General features: G+C 63.6%; 25 protein-coding genes and 1 pseudogene. 8 read left to right on the plus strand and 18 right to left on the minus strand.

Annotated features, from left to right (window positions below):
• Positions 1-6: 6 nt before the first annotated feature.
• The 3 genes from PJ250_RS17450 (at position 7) to PJ250_RS17460 (ending at position 4,358) form a co-directional block, all read left to right on the plus strand.
• Positions 7-1,590, plus strand: coding sequence for a hypothetical protein (locus PJ250_RS17450; RefSeq protein ID WP_271645870.1), 1,584 nt, complete (start codon positions 7-9; stop codon positions 1,588-1,590).
• 117 nt (positions 1,591-1,707) lie between these two features.
• A complete protein-coding gene (locus PJ250_RS17455) occupies positions 1,708-2,613 on the plus strand; it encodes a hypothetical protein (RefSeq protein WP_271645871.1) in 906 nt (301 codons plus the stop codon).
• Positions 2,610-4,358 (plus strand): hypothetical protein, encoded by a 1,749-nt coding sequence (locus PJ250_RS17460; RefSeq protein ID WP_271645872.1) that lies wholly within the window; start codon positions 2,610-2,612, stop codon positions 4,356-4,358. Before PJ250_RS17455 ends, PJ250_RS17460 begins: the two co-directional genes overlap by 4 nt.
• A gap of 199 nt (positions 4,359-4,557) precedes the next feature.
• On the opposite strand, the gene PJ250_RS17465 is transcribed toward PJ250_RS17460, so the two are convergent.
• The 8 genes from PJ250_RS17465 to PJ250_RS17500 all read right to left on the minus strand — a co-directional run bounded on the left by PJ250_RS17465 (position 4,558) and on the right by PJ250_RS17500 (position 11,656).
• Positions 4,558-4,989: an MFS transporter gene (locus PJ250_RS17465; RefSeq protein ID WP_333909488.1), complete on the minus strand. Its 432-nt coding sequence runs from the start codon at positions 4,987-4,989 to the stop codon at positions 4,558-4,560.
• On the minus strand, positions 4,970-5,173 hold the full coding sequence (locus PJ250_RS17470; protein ID WP_271645874.1) for a hypothetical protein: 204 nt from the start codon (positions 5,171-5,173) through the stop codon (positions 4,970-4,972). Before PJ250_RS17470 ends, PJ250_RS17465 begins: the two co-directional genes overlap by 20 nt.
• A 32-nt stretch (positions 5,174-5,205) precedes the next feature.
• The gene (locus PJ250_RS17475; protein WP_271645875.1) at positions 5,206-6,099 is read right to left on the minus strand and encodes an amidohydrolase family protein; all 894 of its coding nucleotides are present in this window, start codon (positions 6,097-6,099) and stop codon (positions 5,206-5,208) included.
• Complete coding sequence (locus tag PJ250_RS17480) at positions 6,099-7,121, minus strand: amidohydrolase family protein (RefSeq protein ID WP_271645876.1); 1,023 nt, start codon at positions 7,119-7,121, stop codon at positions 6,099-6,101. The genes PJ250_RS17475 and PJ250_RS17480 overlap by 1 nt, the downstream gene beginning before the upstream one ends.
• Before the next feature lie 31 nt (positions 7,122-7,152).
• On the minus strand, positions 7,153-8,466 hold the full coding sequence (locus PJ250_RS17485) for a carbohydrate porin (RefSeq protein ID WP_271645877.1): 1,314 nt from the start codon (positions 8,464-8,466) through the stop codon (positions 7,153-7,155).
• A gap of 98 nt (positions 8,467-8,564) precedes the next feature.
• Positions 8,565-9,875 carry a C4-dicarboxylate transporter DctA gene (gene dctA, locus PJ250_RS17490; RefSeq protein WP_271645878.1) on the minus strand — a complete coding sequence of 437 codons (1,311 nt, stop codon included), beginning with the start codon at positions 9,873-9,875 and terminating at the stop codon, positions 8,565-8,567.
• Positions 9,876-9,936: 61 nt separating this feature from the next.
• Positions 9,937-10,992 (minus strand): 4-oxalomesaconate tautomerase, encoded by a 1,056-nt coding sequence (locus tag PJ250_RS17495; protein WP_271645880.1) that lies wholly within the window; start codon positions 10,990-10,992, stop codon positions 9,937-9,939.
• Positions 10,985-11,656: a 4-carboxy-4-hydroxy-2-oxoadipate aldolase/oxaloacetate decarboxylase gene (locus PJ250_RS17500; protein WP_271645882.1), complete on the minus strand. Its 672-nt coding sequence runs from the start codon at positions 11,654-11,656 to the stop codon at positions 10,985-10,987. The genes PJ250_RS17495 and PJ250_RS17500 overlap by 8 nt, the downstream gene beginning before the upstream one ends.
• A 122-nt stretch (positions 11,657-11,778) precedes the next feature.
• On the opposite strand from PJ250_RS17500, the gene PJ250_RS17505 reads away from it, so the two are divergent.
• The gene (locus PJ250_RS17505) at positions 11,779-13,020 is read left to right on the plus strand and encodes a LysR family transcriptional regulator (protein WP_271645883.1); all 1,242 of its coding nucleotides are present in this window, start codon (positions 11,779-11,781) and stop codon (positions 13,018-13,020) included.
• Positions 13,021-13,526: 506 nt separating this feature from the next.
• Here the strand turns inward: PJ250_RS17505 and PJ250_RS17510 are convergent.
• The 10 genes and pseudogenes from PJ250_RS17510 to PJ250_RS17555 all read right to left on the minus strand — a co-directional run.
• Positions 13,527-14,429 carry a manganese catalase family protein gene (locus tag PJ250_RS17510; RefSeq protein ID WP_271645884.1) on the minus strand — a complete coding sequence of 301 codons (903 nt, stop codon included), beginning with the start codon at positions 14,427-14,429 and terminating at the stop codon, positions 13,527-13,529.
• A gap of 180 nt (positions 14,430-14,609) precedes the next feature.
• Complete coding sequence (locus PJ250_RS17515; RefSeq protein ID WP_271645886.1) at positions 14,610-14,726, minus strand: DUF2474 family protein; 117 nt, start codon at positions 14,724-14,726, stop codon at positions 14,610-14,612.
• Positions 14,727-14,728: 2 nt separating this feature from the next.
• Positions 14,729-15,724: a cytochrome d ubiquinol oxidase subunit II gene (gene cydB, locus PJ250_RS17520; RefSeq protein ID WP_271648689.1), complete on the minus strand. Its 996-nt coding sequence runs from the start codon at positions 15,722-15,724 to the stop codon at positions 14,729-14,731.
• A 10-nt stretch (positions 15,725-15,734) separates the two neighbouring features.
• Positions 15,735-17,132, minus strand: a complete 1,398-nt coding sequence (locus tag PJ250_RS17525; protein ID WP_271645887.1) for a cytochrome ubiquinol oxidase subunit I — start codon at positions 17,130-17,132, stop codon at positions 15,735-15,737.
• Positions 17,133-17,234: 102 nt separating this feature from the next.
• A complete protein-coding gene (locus tag PJ250_RS17530) occupies positions 17,235-17,636 on the minus strand; it encodes a hypothetical protein (protein ID WP_271645888.1) in 402 nt (133 codons plus the stop codon).
• Positions 17,637-17,967: 331 nt separating this feature from the next.
• Positions 17,968-18,834, minus strand: a complete 867-nt coding sequence (locus PJ250_RS17535; protein WP_271645889.1) for an SDR family oxidoreductase — start codon at positions 18,832-18,834, stop codon at positions 17,968-17,970.
• A 395-nt stretch (positions 18,835-19,229) separates the two neighbouring features.
• Positions 19,230-19,454, minus strand: a complete 225-nt coding sequence (locus PJ250_RS17540) for a hypothetical protein (RefSeq protein WP_271645890.1) — start codon at positions 19,452-19,454, stop codon at positions 19,230-19,232.
• Positions 19,455-19,510: 56 nt separating this feature from the next.
• Positions 19,511-21,817, minus strand: coding sequence for a xanthine dehydrogenase family protein molybdopterin-binding subunit (locus tag PJ250_RS17545; RefSeq protein WP_271645891.1), 2,307 nt, complete (start codon positions 21,815-21,817; stop codon positions 19,511-19,513).
• The gene (locus tag PJ250_RS17550; RefSeq protein ID WP_271645892.1) at positions 21,814-22,881 is read right to left on the minus strand and encodes an FAD binding domain-containing protein; all 1,068 of its coding nucleotides are present in this window, start codon (positions 22,879-22,881) and stop codon (positions 21,814-21,816) included. The genes PJ250_RS17545 and PJ250_RS17550 overlap by 4 nt, the downstream gene beginning before the upstream one ends.
• Positions 22,854-23,363, minus strand: a pseudogene (locus PJ250_RS17555) (2Fe-2S iron-sulfur cluster-binding protein); the annotation flags it as partial. The gene PJ250_RS17550 and the pseudogene PJ250_RS17555, both read right to left, overlap by 28 nt.
• A gap of 243 nt (positions 23,364-23,606) precedes the next feature.
• Between PJ250_RS17555 and PJ250_RS17560 the strand changes: the two are divergent.
• From PJ250_RS17560 to PJ250_RS17575, 4 genes are read left to right on the plus strand one after another with little or no spacing between them, the layout of a single operon-like run.
• On the plus strand, positions 23,607-24,614 hold the full coding sequence (locus tag PJ250_RS17560) for an acyl-CoA dehydrogenase family protein (protein WP_271645893.1): 1,008 nt from the start codon (positions 23,607-23,609) through the stop codon (positions 24,612-24,614).
• A complete protein-coding gene (locus tag PJ250_RS17565; protein WP_271645894.1) occupies positions 24,602-25,354 on the plus strand; it encodes a PIG-L deacetylase family protein in 753 nt (250 codons plus the stop codon). Before PJ250_RS17560 ends, PJ250_RS17565 begins: the two co-directional genes overlap by 13 nt.
• A complete protein-coding gene (locus PJ250_RS17570; protein ID WP_271645895.1) occupies positions 25,351-25,956 on the plus strand; it encodes a class I SAM-dependent DNA methyltransferase in 606 nt (201 codons plus the stop codon). The genes PJ250_RS17565 and PJ250_RS17570 overlap by 4 nt, the downstream gene beginning before the upstream one ends.
• Entirely contained in the window at positions 25,953-26,675 is a 723-nt protein-coding gene (locus PJ250_RS17575) for a glycosyltransferase family 2 protein (RefSeq protein ID WP_271645896.1), read from the plus strand. Before PJ250_RS17570 ends, PJ250_RS17575 begins: the two co-directional genes overlap by 4 nt.
• Positions 26,676-26,759: the final 84 nt, after the last annotated feature.

The following is a 26,759-nucleotide window of genomic DNA, read 5'->3' on the forward strand; positions in this document are numbered from 1 at the left end:
GACAACATGGACAGCGAATTAGATCCCGATCGCATTGGCCGCATCGGTGAACGGCAGTTCAAAGTGCTCTGCGAGCGCGCAGGCCTCTACTGCAACAAGAGCGTCGTCGACGTAATGGGGTGGGATTTCATTGTGGAGTTCCCGATGGTGCCGGCCGGCCAGGCGCTACCTCTCGATCAACGCCCCACCAACGCCGCTCGCGTTCAGTTGAAGTCGACACTCGGCCGCGCCGGCAATCGTATCCGCCTCAGCCTGTCTGCCATCGATCGCTTGGCCAAGGACCCTCGGCCGGCGCTCATCGTCGTGTTTCGGCTGCGAGCCGATGGCGAACTCCAATCCGGTTATCTTGTCCACCTTATCGGCAATGAGCTCGCGCGCGTTCTCAGGCGATTGAGACGGGCGGAGGCCCGCAAGGCCCACGACATCAACCACACCGATATCAGTTACGATTATGAGAAATTGGGGGTGCGCTTCGAGCCGAATCCCGCCGACTTATTAGCAGCCTTGAGTGCAGCCTGCGGACAAAATCCTGGCGCCTACACAATCGACAAGCAACGGCAACTCGCCGAGCTTGGCTATGAGAACGGCCAGTTCGAGGCCGAGGCACTTATCCAGATCGAGGGTCCGGAGCATTTCAGCAGTCTATTGCTCGGCCTCGCGCCCTTGAAGCCGCTCCGAATCCGCGTGTTCGACAACCGGTTCGGCATACGCCTTCCTTATCAAGGAACCTTGTTCGACGACATAGAAGAGCTAAGGCTTACGCCTCCCACTCTGGGTTTCTGCGAGATTTCGATCCGCGGACCCGGCTTCGGACAAGCGACGCGGTTCGACGGCGAAATGTTCATCGGGCCGCCGATGGCCGAGCCGCATGGAGCAGAGCTCCTCATCCGCACTTCAGACTTCCTCATTCGGCTGACACCACCGGCGCTCAAGTTCGAGAGCGTCGGCTCGATCGATGACATGGAGCATTCCCTGGAGGAGTGGGCGGAGCTGCTTCGCGCGTTCACGCTCATGGCGATAGGGCGAGCGACCCTGACGATTGCCGGAAATGACCGCATCCCATCGATTACCTTCCCGGTCGATCAACCCATCACTGGACCGTACCTCGAAGAGATTCCGCTGATCTCCGGATTCTTGGACGGGTGGCTTCAGCTTCTCACAAATGCAGGCCTTCGCTCCACGGCTAGGTTCAAGTTCGATGCGTTCTGGGAGGCAAACGGAGCCCGTATGGCGGTGGACATCCTGCTCAATCCGAAATCGCAGACTCGCTTCGAGTTCCAGACCCTCGAGATTGAAGAACGGTCGTGGCCGCCCGAAGGCCTGTATTTCAACAACTCGGTATTTGCCGACACCAGTATAACCTTCAGCGCGAAGGTTTTTTTTGAGAAGTCCGATGATCCGGAATGGCAGTATCGGTCGACCCACTTCGAAGCTCTCGATGTACGACCGAAGGTCGACGACCTTGAAGAATACGGAATGGACCAGGCGACCGCCTGCGATTTGAAGCTCCTCATCGACCCGAGGAACATGACATTGGGGTCTCCGAGGGACACCACCGAACCGCCCGCTAAATCCCAACACCGAGAGTGAAAGACGGCGACGGCCGGCTAAGGAACGAGCACCAAATGAGCATGCAATGGTTATTGGAAAAAGCGCCCGGATCTCAGGCGCTAAGCGACCTGGGCTAGCCCTCGTGGAGAGATGTGTATGAGAGATCCCGAACTACTAGAAATCTATCTGAAACTGGCCGGCGACACCCGCAATGCCGCGGATGATGCTGTCCTGCTAGCTCGCTTGGCTGAGCTTGCCCGCGAGATGCCTACCGAACCGGGATCGGACCACCTGAATTGTGGCCCAATGGCCGATGCCCTGCATGCGATCGCTCACTCCCCGGTCCTATTCCCAATCGCTATTTCTGCATGGCTTTCGAGCGAGGAAGACGTCCCGCTTGGCAAGGCGCTGCTGCATCAGGTAAGCGTAGCCCATCTTAGCCAAATCTATCCCCAGCCGTATGACCTGGCAGGGGTCGATGAGCAGCAGGCGGTGATAGCCGCCCGGCGTCTGTGCGCACTCGCGGCTGCACCAGCAGTTTCGCTGGGTTGGGCGCTGAGTTTGGCGCACCAGTTCTCGCAGAGCGCCCTCGTCGCAGGGGCTCTGCCCGACTTACTCGACTATCACGTCTTCGAACTGCCCAGCAGCACGCATAAGCTTTTGGCGTCAAATGAGTCGGTATTCCAGGAGCTTGACGCCTCTATCACAACCTTGGATCGCTTGGATCAGCAAGATGCAGATTTGAACGCGCTTCCTCATCTTCAAGAGTTCGAGATGACAGCGGACATGCGGTTGATCTTCTCCACGTTGAAGCGAAGCGAGCACCGTGAAATACATCGAAAAGCCGATGATCGATCCATACTTGGTCTGATCGCTCGCCGCATCAATCTCAAATACGGCGGACACCCCGTCGTGGAAGTCAGAGGAAAGGCAGGCAGCACCGAAACGACAATGGAGATGTTCTCGCATGAGCTCTCAATTGAGCTCCCGCTCTCGGAGGGCACCGACCCGGTGCTGGGCAACATGAAGCGCAATCGCCTGTGGAAAGGGGGAGGCGCATGAGCTTGCAACTGGTCCTGCAGAACTATCTAGCTAGTCTCAAAGAACGCGATGAGCTCGATGCGCTACTGCCGGAACTGCTCATCGCGATGGGACATTCCGTGCTGAGCCGTCCGCAAGTGGGCGTGGTACAGGCGGGCGTAGACATCCTTTCCAGCTATACCGATGCCGACGGGAACGAAGAGCTCTACCTGTTCATCATCAAGTTTGGCGATATTGGGAGGGAGGACCTGTTCACCGGGAAGCAGGCAATCCTGCCTTCAGCACGTGAGGCCTACACCGACTTTGCCAGGCATCGGCTTACCGAAGCTCAAAAGGCGCTGCCCAAGCGGGTGGTGATTGTGTCCAGCGGCGTTGTAAAGCAGGAAGCCACATCCGGCTTTGCTGGAATGGCAGATGAAGTGAACGCACAACCAGGTTTTACCTTCGACTTCTGGGGCATAGACCAGCTGACACCACTGATTGAAAAGTATGTCTTTGACGAGTCTTTGCTCTTGGCCAATGGCAAATCAGACCTGCGTGCAGCCCTGGCCGGTTTGGAGGATTCGCAATCTTCAATTCACCGATTTTTCCGCTTTATCGAGACGTCCGTGGCTACTCCTGAGAGCGAAGCCAATGACAGTGCCCCCACGCGCCGACGCAAGTTCTTGCGGCGGTGCGCAGCGGCCGCCATGGGACACGGCGTGCTCGTGGTGTGGGGCAAGTCAGAGAACAACTTGAAGCCGGCCGTGGTGGGTGGTGAGTATCTTGCGCTACGCTTGTGGGCCAAGGCTGTGGATCTGGGCCTCACCGAGGATGAAGAGTTCCAGGAACGTCTGGCGGCAACGCTCGGAGTCCATCTGCAGGCCCTGTTTGACTACTTCGAGAAAGTGCTTGCTGTCCTTAAGAATCAACGGGCCTTGGTCCAGCACCGGCCCAACCCTGTTTTCTATGCTCAGCTGGTTTTCGAAGAGCTGGGACGCTTGGCGACCCTGCTACTTCTCATTCAGCATGACCCGGCCAGTCAAGAGATGCGTAAGGTCGTCCTGGATGAGCTGATCGAGGTGATCAATGCGAACTCTATTTCCCTTCGACCTTTGCTAGATGGTCAAGGTATCGACTTGTCGCTAGTCTTCTCGGCCCTAATGGGAGAAGGCGCCATAGACGCAGCGCGCAGTTTGTTGAGGGGCGTGTTAATCCAACTGCGAAACGCCTTGGTGCGCAATGAGCGCCTGCCGGTGGATACCGACTTGATGGAGGATGCCATTGCCGTGCATTTTACCGGCGATGCCGAAGGACGCGACTTCTTCCAAAACTCTACCTTGATCCCCATGCTGGCCAGCGTGGCGGCGGTCCTTAACGATGACGAAGACCTGAACTTCCTGAGGGGACTCGGCCCCCAACTTGAAGGGGTAACGTTGGAGCGCTGGTATCCCACCAACGAAATCGAACGCTTCACCGGCGCCAACCGCAGTCTTAACGAGATAAGTGTCTCGCGCGTAGTGGATGGCTTCCAACAGGATGCAGCCGCCGAAGTGCAAGCTTCTCTTCGTATCCCCGCCAACGCCGGCGAGCCTGCCGGCCTCAAGTGGTCTGGGAATCCGTGGGAGGTCCTGACCGCGCTCTCAGCTCGGCTGCACAGGCACCCTCTGCCGACTTGGTATCTGGCGAGTTCGCTTGAACGTGTTGCGACATCGCAAGAGCCCGAGTCCGTCCCACCAGCCGAAGGCAGTTCAACCGCACCACAAGCCGGACCAGGAACCGGTTGAAAGCAACAAAGCTCCTGTTTAGTTTCTTGCAGCTTCGGCCAAGTCAGTCAGGACCACTTCGGGGCGTGGCCGGGGGGTTCAGTGGCGGCTCTGGGTCGAAAGCCGCCCCTCCTTACCCTCGATAAATCAATCTAATCTCCCTCCGACACTGGTCCGCCACAAGCCAGTGGCAGCTATGCAGGGAAAGATAATCAAGGGACTACACACGCGCCTTCTGCTTGCGCTCAAGGGAGATTTCAGGCTCGCCAATGACTTGGCGCGGTATCCACACCAGCACCGCCGGAAAAGCAGCGAGCACGAAGAACGCCCACCCCCCCATGTGTTCGGATAGCAGCGGAAAAATCAGCGGCATGGCCAGAATAGAGATCGCATAGCCGACTACGTAGCCGCTTTGCACCGACGCGGCACTGCGCCTCCGCAAGCACGCGCTCACGTACTCGCTGACCAGGACCGCGCCGATCGCAGCCCCAATCCCCTGCAGCACTCCGGTGATCAAGAGGTGCCAGCACGCGGAACACAGTCCCACCAGCAGGGTCGAAGCCGCCACCCACACTACCGTGATCTGCAGGACGTGCACTCGCCCCGAAACGGTCAGCCAGCAACTCGGCCATCTAGCCGCCCAAGCCGGCACCGATCAGCGAGACCGAGCCCAGCACCCCGGCCTGCGCCTTGGTGATGCCCAGGATCGTGATCAGCACCGGCATCACCAGCGCGTAGATCGTGATGTCCATCGAGTCCAGCCCCAGGCCGCCGAAGCAGGCCCAGAAGGTCCGTCGCTCGTTCTTCTGGAGTTGTGAGTACCAGCCCAGTCGCATGCTTCCTCCGTTCGCGATCCGGCGGCTTGGACTCAGCCTTGCGGCCAATACAAGCGCATGGGGTTGTCCACGAGCAGCCTGTGCTGGAGGTCGGCCGTGGTTGCGATTCTCGGGATGAAATCGACCAGCTTGCCGTCATCAGGGGCATGGGTGGTCATGTTGGGATGCGGCCAGTCGGTGCCCCACAACACGCGGTCGGGGAACCGGTCGACCAGATACTTTGCATACGGAACGACGTCGTCGTAGCCATCCGGGCCCACCTTGGACAGGCGCTCCGGGCAGCTGACCTTGGTCCATACGTGCTCGTGTTCGGCCATCAATCGCACGAACCGCTGGAACTCCGGGCCATCCACCGGCTTGGTCACGTCCGGTCGCCCCATGTGGTCGACCACCACGGTGGTCGGCAGCGAGGTGAAGAAGTCCCAGCGCTCTTCCAGATCCGCCGCCTCGAAATAGATCACCACCTGCCAGCCCAGCGGCGCGATGCGCTCGATGATCGCGTGGTAGTACGCGTCCGGCTTTGGATCGACCAGCCGGCGCACGAAGTTGAAGCGCACGCCGCGCACCCCTGCGGCATGCAGCTCCTGCAGCTCCGTATCGGTCACGGTATCGCGCACCGTGGCGATGCCGCGCGCGCGACCCTGGCTGGCCCGCAGCGCGTCGACCAGCGCGCGGTTGTCGGCGCCATGGCAGGTCGCCTGGACGATCACGTTGCGCTCGACACCGAGGAAATCGCGCAGCGCGAACAACTGCTCCTTGCCGGCATCGCAGGGCGTGTACTTACGCTCCGGCGCATACGGGAAGACATCGCCCGGCCCGAACACGTGGCAATGCGCGTCCACCGCGCCCGGCGGCGGCACGAACGCTGGCTTGCTCGGATTCGGATGGAAATCGATCCAGCTCGCGTCCTTCTCAAACGTTGCCATTACAGATCCCTCGCCTTCAGCTGCGCATCCAGCCGTGGATAGACCCGGCGTGCATTGCCGGAGAACACCTTCTGCCTGTCAGCCTCTGAGATGGCCAGCGCGTCGATGTAGCGCTTGGTGTCATCGAAGTACTGGCCGGTCTGCGGGTCGATGCCGCGCACCGCGCCGACCATCTCCGAGCCGAACAGGATGTTGTCGATGTCGATCACCTCGAACAGAAGGTCGATGCCCGGCTGGTGGTAGACGCAGGTGTCGAAGAACACGTTCTGCATCACGTGCTCGGCCAGCGACGGCTTGCCCAGCATGTCGGCCAGCCCGCGGAAGCGGCCCCAGTGATACGGCACCGCGCCGCCGCCGTGCGGGATGATGAAACGCAGCTGCGGGAAGTCCTTGAACAGGTCGCCCTGCAGGAACTGCATGAAGGCGGTGGTGTCGGCGTTGAGGTAGTGCGCGCCGGTGGCGTGGAAGTTGTGGTTGCAGCTGCCCGAGACATGCACCATCGCCGGCACGTCCAGCTCAACCATCTTCTCGAAGAACGGATACCAGGCCTTGTCGGTCAGCGGCACGCCGGTCCAGTGGCCGCCGGACGGATCCGGATTGAGGTTGCAGCCCACGAAGCCCAGCTCGTTGACGCAGCGCTCCAGCTCGGCGATGGAATGGTCGATCGGCACGCCCCGGGACTGCGGCAGCTGGCACACGCCGATGAAGGTCTCCGGATACAGGCCGACCACCCGCGCGATCAGGTCGTTGCAGTGGCGCGTCCATTCCTGGCTCACCGCCTCGTCACCGACGTGGTGGGCCATGGTGCTGGCGCGCGGGGAGAAGATGGTCATGTCCGCGCCGCGCTCGCGCAGCAGGCGCAGCTGGTTGGATTCCACGCTCTCGCGCAGCTCGTCATCGGAGATGACCGGGTAATGCGCCGCGGGCAGCGACGGATCCTTGAAATGCGCGACCTGCGCCTTGCGGAAGGCGTCGTGGCCGGCGGGGGCGGTCGTGTAGTGACCGTGGCAGTCGATGATCATGCAGCGTCTCTCGTGGGGAGGGAGAAGAGGTTCACCAGCCCATCAGCTTGGCGAACTGCACGTCGACCCGGACGCCGACGATGAGCGCATCGGGAATGTCGGTCGTGCGGGTCGGTGCGTAGATGGGATCCGGGTTGATGACGTATTGGAGGTTGGGCAACAGTCGCAGGCCCGGCCGCAACTGCCAGCCATAGTTGATCTCGCCAACGACTTCATCGTTGTGCGGCGTTCCGGTCCCGCCGTGGCGGATGCGGCGGTCGCGCAGGTAGGCCATCTCCAGGTCATCGAAGTGCGTGTTGGACACGAACATCGAGAAGGTGTCCTTGTCGCGCCCGGCGAAAGTCCCGGTCTTGACGAAGCCGGTGGAGGCGAACCACTTGATGGCGGCCGCGTTGCCGGTGTTGACGAAGTACCGACCAAACACGGCCAGGTTGCGCTGCCCCTCGCCGCGCAGCACGGTCTGGTCGCCCATGACATACCAGCCCATGCGTGCGCCATCCTGGGTGGCGGTGGCCTTGCCTGTCAGCGCGGCTGAATTGCTATTGGCGTCGTAATAGGGGCTCTTGCCGCCGTCATCGTTGCGGTAGAACCCCAAGCGGAAGCGGCGCGGCAGGCGGGCATCGGCGAAGCTGGTCTCGTAACCGACCTCACCCGGCACCACCGTGCCGGTCCCCTCGTTCCAGGAGAAGTCGATGCCGTTCTTGCCCGCCACATTGAGCTTGTTGTTGTAGTCGAATGCGCCGGTCTGCACGTACCAGTGATTCTTGAAATCAAATCGCACCAGCCCCGCCCAGGAGGAGTTGGGATAGGCGGTGATGCCGATGTCGGCGATGGGACCGTACGTGGTCAGGCACATCGCGTTGCTCATGAACACGCAGTTGAGCGGCGAGTTGTTGAAGTAGCTGTTGACCGGTGCGCGCCCGGCCATGATTGTCAGGCCGTTGTCGAATTTGTGGGTCAGGGTCAAGCGGGTCAGCCGGCCGCCGTCCACCGGCCGCCAAGTCTGCTGGGCGCTGATCGAGCTGCCGACTTTCTCCCGTACCAGGTTGCGCCCGGCGAACCAGGCGGCCTGTGTATCCAGCGTGGTGCCGGTCCAGCCCCAGAGCTTGCCCAGGTCGAACTTGCCCTGAGCCATGAACCAGTAGGAGCCCTCGGTCCCGTGCTCCACGCCGCCTACCGGGTTGCTGGCGACGTTGCCAACGAAATCCAGGCTCAGGTCGACGCCGTTAGGCAGCTTGTGTTCGGTCGACGGGACCGATGCCGGAGCAGCCGCCTGCACGGCCAGTGCGGGCGAGGTGGTGAACGCGGCCAGGACGGCCAACGTCAGCTTGCTTGAACGATGCATGGCGATACGCTCCTGTGCCCGGCGCACGGCGCCTGGGCAATTGAGAAGATGGCGTGGGCCGCGCGTGCCGGCTGGCGCGACGCGGCATCGGGCTCGGATCAGGCCTTGGTGCTGGCCAACTGGTGTCGGCGCTGCTGGGCGCGGCTGCCGATGGTCTGGGCGAGCAAAGCCTGGTCGAGCTTGCCTTCCCATTTGGCGATGACCACCGTGGCCAGCGCATTGCCCACCAGGTTTACGAAGGTCAGACCTTCGGCGAGGATGCGGTGGATGCCCAGGATGAGCGCGATGCTGGCGACCGGGATGGTGCCGGTCGTCGACAGCGTCGCGGCCAGCACGACAAACGCCGCACCGGCAACCCCAGCCGCCCCCTTGGAGGTCAGCAGCAGTACCGCGATCAGGCCCAGCTCATGCCAAAAGGTCAGGTGCGTATTGGTTGCCTGCGCCAGGAACACCGCCACAGTGGTCAGGTACAGACACGTGCCGTCCAGGTTGAACGAGTACCCCGCCGGGATGACGAAGCCCACCACGCTTTCCTCGCAGCCGACCTTTTCCAGTTTCTGGATCAGGCGGGGCAGCACGGTCTCGGTGGAGGTGGTGGCAGCCACCACCACGATCTCATCGCGGATGTAGTAGAGCAGACGCCACAGGCTGACCCCGCACCACCAGGCCACCGTGCCCAGCACGACGATGGTGAATACCGCACACACCACGAAGAACTCCAGGATCAACTCACCCAAGGAGGCCAGCGAGCCGGCGCCGAACTTGCCGACGGTGAAGGCGATCGCACCAAATGCACCGATGGGTGCGAAATACATGATGTAGCCGATGATCTTGAAGAGCGCCTGCGAGGCACCTTCGATCACCACCATCACCGACTTGCCCTTCTCGCCGATGGCGGCCAGGGCCACGCCGAACAGGACCGAAACGAACAGCACCTGCAGCACATGCGGCTCGGTAAGTGCGCTGACCAGCGTGGTCGGGATGATGTTCATCAGGTAGCCGGTGACCGACTGGTCATGCGCGGTATGCACGTAGCTCTGGATCGAACCGGTGTCGATGGTGGACGCATCGATGTTCATGCCCACGCCCGGCTGCCACAGGTCCACGCCAACCAAACCGATCACCAGGGCCAGGATGGTGATGGCCTCGAAGTAGATCAGCGACTTGAGCGCCACGCGCCCGACGCTCTTCATGTCGTTCATGCCGGCGATGCCGTGGACGACGGTGACGAAGATGATTGGCCCGATCATCATGCGGATCAACTTGATGAACGCATCGCCCAGTGGCTTCATCGCCGCACCAGCGTCGGGCGCGAGCCAGCCAACCAGGATGCCGATTGCCGTGCCGGCCAGCACCTGGAACCACAGTTGTCCCAGCACGCCGAAGCGGCTGCGTGTCGAAGTACCCATGTTGCAATTCCCTCCCGGAAATCGAGTGTGCGCCACGCCGAATGGCGGGGCGGTCTGTGTCTCAGCCGAACAGCGTCCCGTCGAACAGCTTGCGGGCCGTGCGGACGGTGGCGGCGCTGACCACGGCGCCGCTCTGATCGAGCGCGATCACGCAGGTCGCCGCGCCGCTGGGATGTTCAATATCGAGCGTCTTGCGGTGCCCCTTCGACACCTGGGCCAGCGCCGCTGCGGGCGAACCTTCGAGCAGGCAGGCCGTGGCCACGGTGACCGCCGCCAGCACGCCGATGGAGGCGTGGCAGCGATGCGGGATGAAAGAGCGGGTACTGATCGCACCACCGTCGCGTGGTGCGGACACCAGCGTCATTTTCGGTACCGACTGTTCGCTGACATCGCCCAGGCGCATCAACGGGCCGGCCTGCAGGCGTATCTGTTCCAGGCGCGCTTTCAGCGAGGGGTCCGCATCGAGCGTGTCGCGGTCCTCGGTACCATCCAGGCCGAAGTCTGACGCACGCAGGATCACGCACGGCATGCCGTTGTCGATCAGGGTCACCTGGAGACCATCTATCTGATCAACCGCATTGCCAGTCGGCAGCAGGGCCCCGCAGGTGGAGCCAGCGATATCGGCGAACGCCAGCGGCACCGGCGCGGACGTGCCCGGCACGCCATCGATGCGCGCCTTTCCGTCGTAGGACACGGCGCCGTCCGGGGTGCACACCGTGGCGGTGGCCAGCTTGCCGGTGTTGACCATGAAGATGCGCACCGGTGTTTCCTCACCGGCCACCTGCACCAGCCCGCGCTCGATCGCGAACGGTCCCACGCCGGCCAGCATGTTGCCGCAGTTCTGGGCGTCGCTGACCAGCGCCTGGTCGACGAAGACCTGCAGGAACAGGTAATCCACGTCCGCGTCATCACGCGCCGAAGGCGACACGACGGCGACCTTGGAGGTCAGCGGGTCAGCACCGCCCATGCCGTCGATCTGGCGCGCGTCCGGCGAGCCGAACGCACGCAACAAGAAGGCATCGCGTGCGGTCGCGTCGGCCGGCAGGTCCGAGGCGAGGAAGAAGCCGCCCTTGGACGTGCCTCCGCGCATCCACATCGCACGCACGCCCTCAGACATACTGCAGGCCCTTGGCCGCCAGGCGCTCGCGCATGGCGTAGATGTCCAGGCCGAGCTCGCCCTTGGCCAGGCGCTCGCGCTTTTCCGCTTCCCCGGCCTCGCGGGCCTGCGCTTTGGCCAGCACGCGTGCCGCGTCAAGGCGCGGCACGACGCACACCCCGTCGTCATCGGCGATGACCACATCGCCCGGGTTCACCAATGCCGCGCCGCAGACCACCGGCACGTTCACCGAACCCAGGGTTTCCTTGACCGTGCCCTGCGCATGGATCGCCCGGCTCCACACCGGGAAGTTCATCTGGGTCAGGTCGCGCACGTCGCGCACGCCGGCGTCGATCACCAGCCCGCGGCAGCCGCGCGCCTGGGCCGAGGTGGCCAGCAGGTCGCCGAAGTAGCCATCGGTGCATTCGCTGGTCGGGGCCACGATAAGGAGGTCGCCGGCCTGCAGCTGCTCGATGGCCACGTGCATCATCCAGTTGTCGCCCGGCGGCACCGAGACGGTCACGGCCGACCCGGCAATTCGTGCACCGGCGTAGATCGGGCGCAAGCGCGGATGCAGCAGGCCGCCTCTGCCCTGGGCCTCATGTACCGTGGCCACGCCGGCTTGTGCAAGCTGGTTAATGACCATGGCATTGGCGCGTTCTAATTGGGTAATGACCTTGGCCATCCATCATCCTCCGCTATGGGTGGCGCAGTCTGTTCAACATGGGCACAGACGCCAAGATGGATTTGCGACACGCCAATTCGGTTTGGTTATAGTTAGAAAATATAGAACTTAGACTTTAGTCGATGACCGCACTGTCCGAACTGAACCTGCGGCACCTGCAGGCGCTGACCGCAATTGCCCGCCAAGGAAGCATTGCGGCTGCTACGCACGAGGTCAGCCTCTCGCAACCGGCCCTGACGCAGGCCGTGGCGCGCCTGGAGCGCACACTGGATCACACCCTGTTCGAGCGCCATCCCGGCGGAATGAACGCCACGCCAGCAATGGCGCTGCTGCTGCCGCGCATCGATCGCGCCACAGGCTATCTGGCCCGCGGCGTGCAGGCCGCGCGGCGCACGCAGCGGCTGCCGACCCTACCGGCTCTCGCGCGACGCCTGACCCTGTCCCAGCTGCGTGCGTTGATCGCGGTCGAAGAGGCCGGCAGCCATTCGCTGGCCGCCACGCGCAGCGGTGTGTCGCAGCCGGCGATCCATCGCGCCATCCAGGAGCTGGCTACATTGATCGACGTGCCCCTGCTGTCGCGTCACGGTAAGACCGTGCAACCCACGCTGGCAGCCACGCGCCTGCTGCGTTTCGCGCGCTTAGCGATGTCCGAGCTGTCTGCCGGGATGGACGAGCTGGCCGCGCTCAAATCCGAGGGCGCCGGCCACCTTCGGATCGGCACACTGCCGCTGGCGCGCGCGATTCTGCTGCCTCAGGTCCTGTCGCGCTTCTCAACGCGCTTTCCGCACGCGGTCGTACAAGTCGTCGAAAGCCCCTACGCCGAACTGCTCGCCCATCTGCGCGAAGGAAGCCTAGATCTACTTGTCGGCGCGATGCGGCATCCAGCGCCGGTGCGCGATGTTATAGAGGAGCCGCTGTTCGACGATGATCCGGTGATCGTCGCGCGCAGCGGTCATCCGCTGGCCGGCCAAGCGCTGCAGTTCCAGCGGCTGCTGGAATATCCCTGGGTCATTGCTGCATCTGGCGCACCTGTGCGGTCGCGCTGGGAGCAGATGTTCCGCGACCAGCATCTGGAGCCGCCACTGCTGCGGATCGAATGCGGCTCGGTCCTAGTCGTGCGCGGCCTGATGCTGGAGGACGACTGGCTGACGCTAATGTCGCGGGACCAGTTCCTGTTCGAGCGTCGCTCCGGGTTGCTGTGCGAACTGGGCACTGCCGGGCAAGCAGTTCGGCGTGAGATCGGGCTGACCACCCGCAACGATTGGCGTCCTACTGAGCTACAGCGACAGCTCGTCAAGCTCTTCCGAGAAGTCAGTCGCGAGCGCGGCAGTGCCGCGCCCGCTTGGCCGTTCCGCTATGGCTGATTGCTGGGATTAACGAGACTGCCTTGGTTCTGCAGGGATGCAGAGTTATAACTCTGCCCACATTCATCGCGTCCTCGTTTGCCTAGGGCATGCCCCGATATGCCAATAGCCGACTTCCCCACCCCTGATAACGCCTCCTAAACCCCCGCGCCATTGATGTCAGTGACCCACCCGGCTAAATCTCCCTAATCGCTCGTGCACGCCTATGAGACAAGGCCAAGAAGGAGAGGAAACGATCGGTAGACAATTCGGAATAGCGCTACGGGACGAGTTACAAGAACGGGCGGTTCAGGCCAAAACATAATACAGTGGCGCGCTACGAGATCCGTGCGGATCAGCTGGTAGACGAGGTCGATACGGGCCTGAACCCGGTCATGGTCCATCGCTAGAAAGCTCCCCGCAACGCGATCTCGAGCAAGTCGAGCTCCGTCGCGGGGGCCTTATCAAATTGGGCCACATCACCACTTCGCAGATCTATTTCGTCTCCACTACTCCGCTAACTACGATCAGGGTTCAGCTGGCGCCTTCTTGGTCGCTCCTGCGCCTGGACCGGCTCCGAGATCTGCACCGGTGGTTGGATCTCCTTCAGGATCGGAGGCCGTCCGCTTGCTGAAGGCTTCAAGCGCAGCCTGCTGGGAGGGCTTCAATGCAACCGAAGCGGAACCGTCGCCACCGTCCACGGCAGACTGGGCGTCACGATCTTCGACGACCTCCCACTGGGCCCCCTGGTTCCAGGGACCGCGCTCGTTGCCAGCCCCTTGAGACATGTCGAAATAGAGGTCGGTAAATGCGGGATCGCCTGGCGCCTTCCCCGGCGGAAAATTGTCCTTAATCGCGTACAACGCTTTCTCGAACGACTTCTGGTGAGCGATTTCGCGGGTCATCAGGAACGTCAAGGCATCTTTGATTCCTGGATCATCAGTGACTGAGATCAGACGCTCATACACCATCTTCGCGCGCGCCTCTGCGGCGATATTTGAACGCAGATCCGCGGTTGGTTCGCCGATTGTGTCGACGTACGCTGCCGACCACGGCACGCCGCTGGAGTTCACCAGAGCCGGTCCATTGCCATAGAGGATCGCTTCGGTCTGACTCGTACTGCCACCGGTCAGGAATCGCATATCGGCTGTCTCAACCATTCCCTCTGAAAGTTCGGCCTTCGCGCCCTTGTTGAGCATGGTCACGATCGATCCGATGATTTCGAGATGACTCAGCTCTTCGGTCGAGATGTCGAACAGCATGTCCTTGCGTCCCGGATCGTCTTCAGCAAGGGCCTGTGTGAAATAGCGCATGGCAGCCGCCAGTTCACCTTGAGGCCCGCCGAATTGCTCGAGCAGCAAGGTGGCCAGTTGTGGGTTCGGCTCCGACACGCGCACCGTGTATTGCAATCGCTTGTTATGCATGAACATTGCGCTTCTCCTGCCTTGGGCATGAGCCTCCATCCTAGGCATTCGCGGTTAGGCGGCGATCAGTGCATGCCCGCATCACCTTCATCAATCTTTTCGGCCTGGCCCTGGTCATGCGGAAGATGCGGACACGCGCTCGCGGACACTTGTCGGGGTTGTGATCAGCGGCGTCGCAGATGTCCGCTAGAGCCTCAGCCAGAAGCGCAGGAAGGCGGCGACCAACCCCAGCGTGAGCCCACTGGCCAGCCAGATTCCTGCCATCCAGGCCAGGCGTCGCCATCGCCCGGCGTGCGCACGCATGATCAGTGATACCCCTGAGCGCTGACCTTGCCCCGAAAAACCCAGTAAGACCAGCCGGTGTAGGCGATGATGAGCGGAACGATGATCACGGTCCCCATCAGCATGAACGTCTGGCTCTCCGGCGGTGCTGCAGCCTGCCAGATGCTGACCGAGCCGGGGACCACGTATGGGTAGACGCTGATCAAGAGGCCGGTAAATCCCAGCAGAAAAAGCGTCAATGCCATTAAGAACGGTACACGCGGTTGGCGCTTCCTCAAACCCCGCATGAGTAGCAACACGGCGATCACGGTCATTAGCGGCACCTGGGCGGTCAGCAGCACGTTTGGCATTTCCAGCCAGCGTCTGGCGTATTCAAGATTGAGAAAGGGCGTGACCACGCTGATCACGGCCAAGGCCAGCAGGACGACCCACGCCAGTCGTTTCGCCAGTCGACTGGCGTGGGCGAGCCCAGACCCTTCCGTCTTGCCGACCAACCAAGTGGACCCGAGCAAAGCGTAGCCGGCCACTAGGGCGACACCGGTCAACAGGGAGAACGGACTCAGCCAGTCCAGCAAGCCGCCCGCGTAGGCCCCACCTTCGACGTGAATGCCCTGGAGGATGGCGCCGAGCATGACGCCTTGGGCGAGCGTCGCGGCCGCCGAGCCGATACAGAACGCCCAGTCCCAGAAGGCACGATGAGCAGGGTCGCGCCAGCGGAACTCAAACGCCACCCCTCGAAACACCAAGCCAAGAAGCATGGCGATGACCAACGGGTACGTCGCCGGCAGGATGATCGCGTAGGCCATAGGGAAGGCAGCCATCAGCCCGCCACCCCCCATGACCAGCCAGGTCTCGTTACCGTCCCAGACCGGAGCGATGGAATTCATGGCCTGATCGCGCTCCTCTCCTACCGCAAAGGTTGGGAACAGGATACCGATGCCGAGGTCGAAGCCGTCCATGATCACATAGGCGAACACGGCGAAGGCAATGATCGCGGCCCATACGTTTGTCAGGTCCAGGTGGGCCATCTCAGCGCTCCTTTGGAGGTCCGTCGACCGCGGCGGCTGGAGTGATGCCGGCCGCCCGATGCGGAACGTGCGGCGGTTCGCTTTCGTGCGGCTGTGGGGGCCTGCCCATCATGCGCAGGATGTAGTACGTCCCGGCGCCAAAGGAGAAAAAGTAAACGATTATGAATCCAGCCAACGAGGCCGCAGGAGCTGACGCGTGCAGCGGAGACGCTGACTCCGCAGTCCTCAGCAGGCCGTAGACCGTGAAAGGTTGCCTTCCTACCTCAGTCGTCACCCAGCCGGCGATGACGGCCACGAAGCCAGCAGGGCCCATTGCGACCGCGGCACGATGCAGCCAGCGGCACTCGTATATATTTTTCCGAAATCTAGCCAACAGGCCGAAGGCTCCCAGCGCGAGCATTGCAAGGCCAAGCGCCACCATGATGCGAAATGACCAGAAGACCACAGGAGCTGGCGGCCACAAATCGTGCGGGAAGTCGGTGAGACCGGGCAGTGGCGCATTCGGGTCGTGTTTCAAGATCAATGAACCCGCCTTCGGAATCGCTACTTCATAGCGAACTTTCGCCAGATCGTTGTCCGGCAAGCCGAACAGGATCAGCGGAGCACCGTCGGGGCTCGGATGATAGTCGCCCTCCATCGCAAGGACCTTAGCGGGCTGATGCTCCAGCGTATTGAGCCCGTGGGCGTCGCCGACGAGGATCTGAACGGGCGCCGCGACGGCGAGCATCCACATGGCCATGGAAAACATCTTGCGAGCGCCAGGGTTGGTGCGGTCCTTGAGCAGATGCCATGCGCCCACGGCACCGACGACTAGGGACGTCGTCAAAAACGCGGCGATCACCGTATGGATCAGGCGGAAGGGAAAACTGGGATTAAAGATGATGGACAGCCACGAACCCGCCGGGACGAACTGTCCGGACTCGCTGATCGCGTAGCCGGCTGGCGTCTGCATCCAGCTGTTCACGCTGATGATCCACGTTGCCGAAATGAGCGTCCCGAGCGCCACCATGCAGGTGGCGAGGAAATGAAGCCGGGGGCCGACCTTGGAGATGCCGAAGAGCATGACCCCGAGAAAACCAGCTTCAAGAAAGAACGCGGTCATGACTTCATAGGCCATGAGCGGGCCAATGATGGGTCCGGCTTTCGCGGAGAACACCGACCAGTTGGTGCCGAATTGGTAGGACATGACGATGCCCGATACCACCCCCATGCCGAAGACCACGGCAAAGATCTTGACCCAGTAGCGATACAGGTTGGCGTAAAGCCCGCTACCCGTGCGCAGCCACATGCCCTCAAGCACCATGAGATAGCTTGCCAGGCCAATCGAAAATGCAGGGAAGATGAAATGAAACGAGACGGTAAACGCAAACTGCGCCCGAGCCAGCAACAACGCGTCCATCATGTTGAGTCCTCTTCAATAAACTTCACCCGGCTCGCCGTGGGGGAACGCGTGCGGATCAGTCCAGGGGCGGTGGTGCGCCCTGCCCGGCCCGATGCGGGATCACAGGCTGGTGTTGCCCTTGCTGGTGACAGAAGGCAAATGCAGGCCGAACTCAGGAAACCGACGCCTAGCCAGCAAGCCAGTGGGGAATGGAACGCCCCTTCGGATCTTTAGAAGCCGCCCCCATATCAACGCAAACATTTCGCGCATTTCCTCTTCACTCAAGATCCGATCATGTTCGGCTGCAAGGGGTGCATACAGCTCAAGCGCCTCCTGCGAGGTCGCACGCGGACGAGAGATGAACAGGTAGTACACCGCCTCGATCAGCGGCCAGCACTCCACGAACGTGTCACCGACGCGCGCGCACGGCAACGTGTGGAACTTATCCTCCCAATGTGCACGTTCGGCATCAAGGTCCAGCCACTGAGGGACTTGCCCTGTCGTAACTGTTGACTGACGCATCTGGCTCCTCTCCGGTTGTCCGAAAGCGACGGGCACCGCGCCATTGCTGGTTGAAGATCACCATGAATGGCCGCCACGGCCCCAGCGTGACCACGCGCCACGGCACCCTTGTGAGCAGCACGCTCGCGCGCGCTTCTGCGGCAGGCCTGATGATATCCATGCCGCCTAGGGGCAAGGCCGCCGACGCTCCGTTGTGTCCCTAAACCAAGGCAGCCCTTGGACGAGACAGGCGCCTTGGTGGCTTAGGTGCTGTCATCGCGGTTGTCCGCTCTCTTTCCATGGAGAATGCGATGCGGCCGGCTTCAGGCACTGTAGCGAATCATGCTAGTTCCTAGAGGACGGCCTGCGCGCCAGCGATCGTGATCAAAGCGCCCGAGGTGTAGCTCGAGCTGTCCGCGGCCAGCATGACGTAGGCCGATGCAAGTTCTGCGGGCTGGCCCGGGCGACCGAACGGAGTCTGCGAGCCGAAGCTCTCCACCTTATCCTTGGCCATGCCCGCGGGGATAAACGGCGTCCAGATCGGCCCCGGAAGCACCGCATTCACCCTGATGCCCTTATCCGCCAGAAGGCTGGCCAAGCCGACGGTCATATTGGCCACGGCGCCCTTGGTGGTCGAGTAAGGCAGGATGTTCGGCGTGGGATCCTTTGAGTTCACCGATGCGGTGTTGATGATCGAGCTGCCCGGGCCCAGGTGGGCGACCGCACGCTGCACCATGTGGAAGGTGGCATGGACGTTGGTGTCGAAAGTCTTGGTCCACTCCTCCAGCGTGATCTCTTCAAACGAATCGAAGTAGCGCTGATAGGCGGCATTGTTGACCAGAACATCCAGGCCTCCGAGGCCATCGACGGCCTCCTTGATCAAGCGCTTCACCTCACGGGGCTGGCTGATGTCGCAAGGGATGGAAATCGGCTTGCGGCCCGCCTGTTCGATCAGAGCCACGACCTGCGCTGCATCGTCGGCTTCCTCCGGAAGATAGGCAATGGCAACGTCGGCGCCTTCGCGCGCATATGCAAGGGCTACGGCAGCGCCGATACCGCTGTCGCCGCCGGTTACCAGAGCTCGCTTTCCCTTCAATTGACCATGCCCCACATAGCTTGATTCGCCGATATCGGGCCTGGGCTCCATTTGGCCGGTCTTGCCGGGGAAGTCCTGCTGCTGCGCTTTGAATGGAGGGGTCGGGTAATTGGGGATGGGCATCGTGGGCTCCGTATTTGTATGGACATAACCGCGGCAGGGACCAACGACTGCTCGATCAACTCCAGCCCTAAGCCGCGCCCTTCGTGTTCGCGTTGGCTATGCATTGCAAGCCATGTCGGCGACAGGTCAAGTGAAATCTGGACCGGACATGGCATCACCCGAACTTGATATGCGCTGGGCATCGGGTGCTGTCGCGATCGGTGACGCGCACGTGCCTCGAGGCCTGGCGTGCGGGTCGTGAGGCGCCGCGGGCAGGACGCACGCGACGCCGGTTGCGTCTTGACATGCTTGCCCGAAGGAATTGGCTGAGTCCTGCACACCAGCATCCATGCCGCCTCAATCAACCGGCCGCGTCTTAGACCTTTGCTCTGCGCGCCCTGATTGGCGGAGCGAGCTCAGCTGCGCATGGTGCGTTGGACCGACAGGCTGGAGTAACCTCGCTTCGAGAGCCATCCGTCGACGACCACTTCGAAGCGTGCGCGCAGATCGGGAGCCAGCTGGCAGCGGAGCGTGTCATACAGCTCCAGCACGAAATCCCACCATGCTGCGTCGCTCTCGGCCTTCCCGAGCCGATGTTCAATCTCGACTTCGAATGCCGAAAGCGCGGCGTCGATGGTCATGGTCTGATGGGAGGCGCCGGCGCCGTGCATGGCGCGCCTAGCAGACGATGTCCCGGTCACGGCGCCTCGCTCGCTTGGTCACTGCTCGCCATGACCTTGTCTGGCGTGATCGGCGTGCTGCGGATGCGGTTTCCCGTGGCGTGGAAGATGGCGTTGCAGACTGCGGCCGACACACCAACCATGCCGATCTCGCCAACACCCTTAGCGCCCAACGCGCTGACAACCTCATCGTGTTCGTCTGCGAAGAGCACGTCGATCTGGTGGATATCGGCGTTTGCGGAGATGTGGTACTGGGCGAAGTCATGGTTCATGAACCTGCCGAAGCGGTGATCGGCTTCGGTGTGCTCATGCAGGGCCGCGCCGATGCCCCACACCACCCCGCCGATGATCTGGCTGCGCGCGGTCAGAGGGTTGAGGATGCGGCCGGCTGCGATCGCGCTGACGACCCGGGTCACCCGCACGGTTCCCAGTTCCTCGTCGACACGCACTTCGGCGAACACCGCGCCGTGGGTGGCCCGCGTGAACTTGCGCTGCTTGGCCATGTTGGGAAGCAGCAGGTAGCGGGCTTCCACCTGCGGGCTGTCGGTGCGTTGGAGCAGTTCGACCAGGCTGATGCCGCGGCTGCGGTCGGCCGCCAGGCGCAGCATGCCCTCTTCGAAGACCACCTGATCGGCTTTCAGCGACTTGAACGGGCTTTCGGGCAGCGACTGTGCTTTTGACAGCAAGGCCTTGCGGAGTTTGAGGCAGGCGCCGTGTACCGCCGAACCCACGGTGGCCACATGTGAGGAGCCGCCCTCGATGGGGGCCACCGGCAAAGTGGAGTCACCCAGCTCGAAGCAGACACGCTCCATCGGCAATCCCAGTGCTTCGGCTGCGATCTGGGTCATGACCGTATAGGTGCCAGTGCCGATGTCGCTGGCGGCGCTGCTCACGACCAGGCGGCCGTCGGCGTGCAACACGGCTTGCGCCCGCGCGAACATCTGCATGGCGTCCCACTGGCCGGTGGCCATGCCCCACCCGACCCACTCGCGTCCCTCCTTGCGTGACCTTGGGGCAAGCGGGCGTTGCGACCACCCGAAGCGCTCCGCGCCCAGCCGATAGCACTCGCGCAGCGCCTTGGAAGAAAAAGGCTTGTCGTCGGCCGGATTGACCTCGGCATAGTTGCGCAGCCGCAGCGCCAGCGGATCGATGCCGACCGTATAGGACAGCTCGTCCATGGCCACTTCCAGCGCGTGCACGCCGTGTGCGGCTCCGGGCGCGCGCATGTCCAGCGGCGTGTAATGGTCCAGCGGTACGAGGTGATACCCCAGATGCACGTTGTCGCAGGCATACAGTTGCCCGCTCCAGTTCACCACCACCTCGACATAATCCTCGATGCGGGAAGTCTCGGCCCACGCCTCGTGCAGCACTGCCTGCAGCCGCCCTTCCGCGTCAGCGGCCAGTCGCACGTGCTGCCAGGTTTCGGGGCGATGGCCGAAGGTGAACATCTGTTGCCGGGTCATCACCACGCGCACGGAGCGCTCCAGGGCGATCGCGCCCATGACCGCTAGCGGCAGCTGGTACTGCGGACGCAGCCCGGAGCCGAAGGCACCCCCGACATAGGGATTGCGCACCGTGACCATGCGCTTTGGCAACCCCAGCACGTGCGAGACATACCAACGGCTGTTCTGCGAACCTTGCGTCTTGTCGTAGACCGTCAGGTGGCCATCCTGGGCGCGGACCACGGTGGTGGCGAACAGCTCCATGGGATTGTGATGCTCGGTTCCGCTGTAATAGTGCGCATCGGTCCGGAACCGGGCATTCCGCCAAGCCGCGTCCGGCTCGCCCTTGTCCTTGGGCGGTGCCGAAAAGCCGGCCTTGAGTGGCTTGGGCTTCCTCGCCCTTTCCAGGTTGTCCATCAGATTGGTCTGGTGGGGCGATACCTCATAGTCCACCTGCACCAGCGTGGCGGCATGGCGCGCGGCCTCGAAGGTCTCGGCGATGACCAAGGCCACCGGCTGTCCGCTGTAGATCACTTCGCCGTCGTAGAGCGGCCGGAACGGCTTGCCCGCCGGAGCGATCATGTCCTTGTAGAACAGTCCCGTGCCTCGCATCTTCGGCCTGTTCTCGTGGGTCATGACCATTAGCACGCCCGGCACGGCCTCGGCAGCGGACGTCCTCAATGCGGTGATCCGCCCGCGCGCGATCGTGCTGTTGACCACCACCCCGAAGGCCAGGTCCGCGGCCGGCCACTCGGCGGCGTAGCGCGCCTGGCCGGTGACCTTGTCGACGCCGTCCACGCGATGCGCCGGCGTTCCGGTCGGTCGGGCACCGGTGCCCTCCGGTGCACGCGGTGGGACCAGGGGCGCGAGTGCGTCTTTCATGCCGGTTCCTCCACGGTCGAGCGATTTCGTACAGTGCCGGCATGCGCCAGTTCCAGGGCGCGGACCACTGCACGGCGTGCCATTGTGAGCTTGAAGTCGTTCTGGCCCTGGCCCCGGGCGCCGTCCAACACCGCTTCGGCCAGGCCTTCGAAGGCCGTGGCGGACGGTGCGCCGCCGATCAACGCCTGCTCCGCTTCGCGGACGCGCCAGGGCTTGTGGGCCACGCCTCCCAGCGCCACCCGCACGTCACGGATTTCACCAGCGGGCCCCAGGTCCAATGCGGCGGCCACCGAGACCAGCGCGAATGCGTAGGACAGGCGCTCGCGGATTTTCAGGTAGCTGCTGTGTCCGGCCAAGGCGTCGGCCTGCGGCAGGTCGATCCGGGTGATCACCTCATCCGGCGCCAGGTGCGTATCGAATTGCGGGGTTTCGCCCGGCAGACGATGGAAATCCTCGAAGGCGATGCTGCGCTCTCCTTCCGGCCCCACCACCTGCACCACCGCGTCCAGGGCGCGCAGGGCCACGCACATGTCCGAAGGGTGGGTCGCAATGCAGGCGTCGCTGACCCCAAGGATGGCGTGATACTTGGTCAGTCCGCCGATCGCCGAGCAGCCGGTTCCTGGCTCACGCTTGTTGCAGGGGGTGGCGCGATCGTAGAAATAGGTGCAGCGTGTGCGCTGGAGCAGGTTGCCCCCATTGGAGGCCATGTTGCGGATCTGCGGCGAGGCACCCGCCAGAATCGCCGCGGCGAGCAGCGGATAACGACGTTCCACCTCAGGGTGGTAGGCGGTCGCGGCATTGCGGGCCAGGGCACCGAGGGACAGACCTCCGTCTTTCCGGAGTGAGATGCCGGACATCGGCAGCCCATTGAGGTCGGCCAGCATGCGGGGGCGCATGATGCCGAGCTTCATCAGGTCCAGCAGATTGGTTCCACCGGCAATGGGCCTGGCCTGGTCCGCCTGCGCATCGCCGCCACCGCGCAACAGCAGGGTGACCGCTTGCGCGATGGTGTCGGGGCGCTGATAGGTAAAGGGGTTCATGCCGGCACGGTCCCGGGTTCCCACGCGTTTGGATCGGCATCGCCGCGGTCTTCCATCGGCAGTTGGGCGACCGACATGAGGGCGTCGGTGATCTGGGGATAGGCGCCGCAGCGGCAGAGGTTTCCGCTCATCAACTCGCGTACTTCCGCACGGGTGCGCGCCTTGCCTTCGCCGATCAGGCCCACCCCCGAACACAACTGGCCAGGCGTGCAGTACCCGCACTGGAAGGCGTCGTGCTCGATGAAGGCCTGTTGCAGCGGATGCAGGGCATCGGGCTGGCCCAGGCCCTCCACCGTGGTCACCTCCTTCCCCGCGTGCATCACCGCCAGCGTCAGGCAGCTATTGATGCGCACACCGTCGACCAACACGGTACAGGCCCCGCATTGACCGTGGTCGCAGCCCTTCTTGGTGCCGGTCAGTTGCAGGCGGTCCCGCAGCAGGTCCAGCAATGACACCCAGGGCGCGACCTCCAACGTGTGCGCCTGATCATTGACCCGCAGCCGAAGCGCGACGCGGTCCGTTTCAGGTTCGGCGTTCTTCATTATTCCAAGGCTTCCTCGCGGGATGGCCTGAAACATCACGCACGCTGGGTTCACGTCGGGTGATAGCGCATCGAACCTGTCCACACGTTGTGGAAACCTGCTTGTACCGAACCCGGGCCCCGTAAGGCGCCCGACCTTCATATGGCGTCAACGGACGCGCGGATCGATGAACACGCCATTCACGGCGGCGCCCCTAGCGTGCGCGTCATGCCCCCCTCTCAACAGTACGCCGCGAGCAGGAGTGCCGGCCCGCAAGGCGTGCCGGTCGCCGCGTCGCTCACCGACAAGGCGAATGCCTGGCTCGGGCGTCATCCCGCGCTCCCCTATCCCGGACGAGGCCAGACACTCGCCCGCTGGCAGGTGCTGGCAGCCATTGCAGCGGACGACCTGTGCGTGGCCAAGTTGCTCGAAGCCCACTACGACGCTCAGGCCATCCTGCATGAACTTCATGCCCCGGCGACGCAGCCCGGCCAGCTGTGGGCGGTGTGGGCGGCCGAGCCACCGGGCCTGGCGCTGCGCTTCGATCCGGTCACCGCCACGCTCAGTGGGACCAAGGCCTGGTGCTCGGGCGCGCGCCTGGTGAGCCACGCCTTGATCACGGCCACGCATGCACAGGAAGACGCACAGGGCCTGTACGCCGTGGCATTGGACAGCGCCGGCATCGAGATCGACGACAGTGGCTGGGTCGGCCTGGGAATGCAGGACATCGCCACCGGCACCCTCACCTTGAGCACCGTGCCCGCCAGACAATTGGCCGATGCCGGCGCTTATGTGGAACGGCCAGGCTTCTGGCATGGCGGCGCGGGCATCGCGGCATGCTGGTATGGCGCGGCGACCGCGATCGCCGAAAGGCTGCGGCGCGACGCGAGGGCGATGCGCGACCCGCATGCCGCGGCGCATCTGGGCGCCATCGATGTGCAGCTGGCGGGTGCGGGTGCCCTGCTGCGTCAGCTCGCCTCTCGCATCGACGCCGCGCCGGACGATCCGCATCAGCGCGCGGTACAGCAGGTTCGCCAGCTGCTCGACGATGTCTGCCGGGACATCATCGATCGCGTAGGTCGTGCCCTGGGCCCGGGCCCGCTCTGCGGGGATCGCGCACATGCCCGGCGGGTGGCGGACCTGGAGGTCTTCACGCGCCAGAGCCATGCCGAACGCGAGCTCGAGGGCGTCGGTCGGCATTGCGCCGGGCTGGAGGGCGATGCATGGACGCTCTGAGGGGACAGGAGATCCACGGCGAGGGAACCCCGGAATCGGCTTGGCTGGGCGCGCCAGCCATCGCTGCGATGCCGACCGTGACCGTGGAAGCGCTCCTGGGCGCCAGCCAACGTCTGGTGGTCGTGGCACCGCACCCGGACGACGAGATCCTGGGGTGCGGCGGCCTGCTCGCGGCGGCGTGCGAGATGGGGCATGAAGTCCTGCTGATCTCGCTGACCGATGGGGAAGGCGCCTATCCCACCGATCCGGCATGGCCGCCAGCGCGCCTGGCACCGGCGCGTCGTCAGGAGCTTGTTTCAGCTGCCGGTCGGCTGGGCGCCACCCCGCGGAACGTGGTCCATGCCGGTTTCGACGATGGCAGGCTGCGCGATCACGAGCGACAGGTGCAGGACTGGCTGCACGCGCGGCTGCGCCCGGGCGATCTGGTCTGCGTCACCTGGCATCGCGATGGGCATCCCGACCACGAAGCCGCCGCCGAGGCGGCCCTGGCCGCCGCTGGCGCGCGCGGTCTGCCGGTCCTGCAATATCCGATCTGGGCCTGGCACTGGGGCGATCCCGATGTATTCCAGGGCCGGGCGACACGGCTGGAGCTGGCGCCTTCCTGGCAGGCGCGTAAGCGCGCGGCGATCGATTGTTTCGCCACCCAGCTGGGAACCAGCACACCGCCGCCGGCCGCGCCCATCCTGCCGCCCCACGTGACTGCGCGCTTCCAGCGCACCTTCGAGGTTTTCCTCCCATGAGCCAGCCCTCGCAGGTTGCCGAGCGCTTCGATGCCATTCACGCCCAGCTGGATCCTTTTGGCTACAGGACCCGCTGGTACGAGCGCCGCAAGCGCGACCTGGTGTTGGCGTGCCTGCCGCAGCCGAGCTTTTCAAGAGGATGGGAAATCGGCTGTTCAATGGGCGAACTGTCGGCCGCGCTGGCTGCGCGTTGCGACGCCCTGCTCGCCACCGATGCCTCGTCCAATGCGCTGTTTCAGGCCCGCGCCCGCCACGGCGCGCTGGCGAACGTCCGCTTCGAACAGGCGATCCATCCAGGTGACTGGCCCACTGGCGCGTTCGACCTCATCGTCCTGAGCGAGATTGGCTATTACCTGGCGCCGTCCCTCCTGGTGGAGACGATCGAGCGGATCGGAGCGTCACTAACCCCGGACGGCGTCCTGGTCGCGTGTCACTGGAAGCCGGCGTTCGAAGGCGCCTACCAGGACGGCGCGCAGGTACACCAGGAGATTGGCCGCACGCTCGCATTGCCCGCCGGATTTCGCTACGAGGACAGCGACTTCCTGTTGGAAGGCTGGAGCCAGGTTTCCACCTCGGTGGCGCAGCGCGAGGGCCTGCGATGATTGGGGTGATCGTGCCGGCGCGCGATGAGGCCCAGAGCATCGCAAGATGCGTGGCTTCGATCATGACTGCGGCTTCGCACTTGGACCTCGATGGCGAGCAGGTCGTCGTCATCGTGGTGGCCGACCATTGCCAGGACCAGACCGCCGACATCGCACGGCGCTGTGGCGCGCAGGTCCTGCAGGCGCCATCGCCTGGCGGCGTAGGCGTTGCCCGGGCGACGGGCGCGCAGCATGCGCTGCAAGCGGGCGCGCGATGGCTTGCAACGACCGATGCCGACACGTGCGTCCCCCCGGACTGGCTCGCCAGGCAGCTGGCGACCGGGGCCGAGGTGGTCTGCGGGACGGTGGAAGTCGAGGACTGGAGTGGTTACCCGCCCGAAATGGCGCAGGCCTTCATGCAGCACGAACAAGGCGTTCGAGCCCATCGACACGTGCACGGCGCCAACATGGGCATCTGCGCCCGCCGCTATGTCCTGAGTGGCGGATTCGGCACCCTGGCGTGTGGCGAGGACGTGGCCCTGGTGGAGGCTGCCGTGCGGAGCGGCGCGAGGGTCGCCTGGCCGGTCGATCTGGTGGTGACGACCAGTAGTCGAAAGCAGGCGCGCGCGCCAGGCGGCTTTTCGAGCTTTCTGATCGCACTGGAATCGCGTTTGAGCGACGTGCTGGTGGCACCGGTGGCTGGTGAGCCAGACCACGACCGCGTGGCGTCGGTGCCTTGAAGCCCAGCCGCCCTGGATCGCGGGACGTGGAATGGCGCGACGGAAGCCAGGCAGATGCCAGTATCTGCCGCTCCGTTGTTCCTG

The organism is Pseudoxanthomonas sp. JBR18 (assembly GCF_028198165.1).
Classification (GTDB): domain Bacteria; phylum Pseudomonadota; class Gammaproteobacteria; order Xanthomonadales; family Xanthomonadaceae; genus Pseudoxanthomonas_A.